The 2,187-nt window shown below is 71.7% G+C and carries 2 protein-coding genes; one reads left to right on the top strand and one right to left on the bottom strand.

Annotation, left to right across the window (positions count from 1 at the left end):
- Positions 1-123: 123 nt before the first annotated feature.
- A complete protein-coding gene (efeO, locus tag L1885_RS27415) occupies positions 124-1,275 on the bottom strand; it encodes an iron uptake system protein EfeO (protein WP_235799845.1) in 1,152 nt (383 codons plus the stop codon).
- 348 nt (positions 1,276-1,623) lie between these two features.
- Here efeO and L1885_RS27420 point away from each other — a divergent pair.
- Positions 1,624-2,187 (top strand): PhzF family phenazine biosynthesis protein (locus L1885_RS27420; RefSeq protein WP_235799846.1); only part of this gene is annotated, 564 nt, incomplete at its 3' end.

Below are 2,187 nucleotides of genomic sequence, written 5' to 3' on the forward strand. Positions count from 1 at the left end.
CGCGAGCCCGGCGCCGCCCCAGCCGAGCAGCGCGCGGCGCGAGGGCCGGCCGGGGCGGGCCCCCGGCTCGGCGGACTCGTCGGCGGCACGCGGTTCCTCGGGGGAGATGTCGTTCACGGCGGGCTACTTCACGACCGCGGCGGCGAGCTTCGACAGCGGCTCGGCGAGCGCGTTCACGCCGTCGGAGAGCTCCTTGCGCTGCGGCTTCGTCACCTTCGTGTAGGCGACGAACCCGTCGGAGCTGCCCTTGTCGTGGTACTTGGCGAGGAGGGTGTCGATCGCGGTGAACTGCTGGTCGAGCGAGGTCACGAGCGCCGGGTCGTTCTTCTGCGCGATCGGCTTGAGGAGCTCGTAGGCCTTCTGCGCGCCGTCGACGTTGGCCTGGAAATCGGACAGGTCGGTGTGGCTGTAGCGGTCCTCCTCCCCGGTGATCTTGCCGGTGGCGACCTCGTCGAGCAGTTCCTTCGCCCCGTTGGCCATGGACGTGGGGGTGATCACGGCCTTGCCGACGCGCTGCTGCCAGTTCGCGAGGTCCTTGTCCAGCTGGTCGGCCAGGGCCTTGGAGTTGGAGCCGAGCTTCTTGTCCTGCCAGAGCTGCTTCTCCAGCGCGTGCCAGCCGGTCCACTTCTGGCCGGGCTCGAGGCCGTCGGCGCGCGTGTCCGTCTTGGGGTCGATGTCGCCGAAGGACTCGGCGACGGGCTCGGTGCGCTCCCAGCCGACGCGCGAGGGGGCGAAGGCCTTCTGCGCGGCGGTGATGTCGCCCGCGCGCACGGCGTCGGTGAACACCTTCACCTTGGGCAGCGTGTCGTCCGCCTGCTGCTGCGCGTACACGCGGTAGGCGTCGACGGCTGCGTCCATCACGGGGTTGCGCTTGGCGGCCGTGCCGCCGGTGGCCGTGACCTTCTTGCGGATGCCCTCGCCCTTCATGCCAGGTATGCAGGCGATGTTGTACGTGCCGGCCTTGATCTCCGCGGTGACGGTGGCGCGGGTGCTGGGGCCGAGGTTCTCCCGCTCGGTGGCGATGCGCCCGTCGGGGTAGAGCAGTTCGACCTCGGTGACCCGGGAGCCCTGGTTCTCGACGGCCAGTTGCAGGTGCCCGGCCGGGAAGGTCGTCTTCGAGACGGTGCAGGAGTCGTCCTTCGCGGTGACGTGGACGGCCCCGTCCCCGCCCTTCGCGCCGGAGGAGGCGTCGGTTTTGTCGGCGCAGCCCGTGATGGCGGTCAGGGCGGCCACCGCCGCGGCTGCGGTGACGACGGAGAGACGGACAGGGCGCATGCAGGGCTCCACGGATGGGGGTCGGGACGGCAGGGGCAAAGAACAAGAGCGGGGCGGCGGGACAACGAGCTGGGGCGGCGGGGACGAAGCGGTCCCGGTGGAACGAAGAGGACGGTTGGGGCGGGTGGCACGGAAACGGGCGACATGGGCCTCACGCAAGCGAGGCAGACCTAACTTAACGAAGGCTTACCTCACCAACATCCACCCGTCCAGTGATCCGGATCTCATTTCTCACGTACCGGCTCAACCTGGTCACCGTCCGGCCACGTGATCCCTTGGCGAAGGTCAAGTTCCGGTCAAGCAATCCCCAAGAACCGGGGGTTGGGACGGGGGTGCTTGAATGCCGGGGTGACAGACCAGACGCGGGACGAGCCCGCGGTGCCCCACGACGTCCTGCGGGTGTTCTGCGCGGCCGACGGGCGGCACGGCAACACCCTCGGGGTCGTACGGGAGGGCCGGGCGTACCGCGAGCGCGCGGCCCGGCAGGCCGTCGCCGACCGGTTCGGCTACAGCGAGACGGTCTTCGTCGACGATCCCGAGCGGGGCCTCGTCGACATCTACGCGCCGGGCCTGCGGCTGCCGTTCGCCGGGCACCCCCTCGTCGGGGCGGCCTGGCTGCTGGACGTGGAGTCCGTGCAGGTGGAGGCCGGCGAGGTGTGGGTGCGCCAGGACGGCGAGTTCACCTGGATCACGGCGCGCCCGGAGTGGGTGCCGCCCCGGACGCTGCGGCGCTACGACTCGCCGGCCGAGGTCGACGCCCTGCCCGCGCCCCCGCCGGGCGAGGGGTGGCTGTACGCGTGGGCCTGGGAGGACGAGGCGGCGGGCCGCGTGCGCGCCCGGGCGTTCCCGCGCCGCGACGAGGTGGTCGTGGAGGACGAGGCGACGGGCGCCGCGGCGCTGCTGCTGACGGCG

Source organism: Streptomyces fuscigenes (assembly GCF_021556455.1).
GTDB lineage: Bacteria > Actinomycetota > Actinomycetes > Streptomycetales > Streptomycetaceae > Streptomyces > Streptomyces fuscigenes.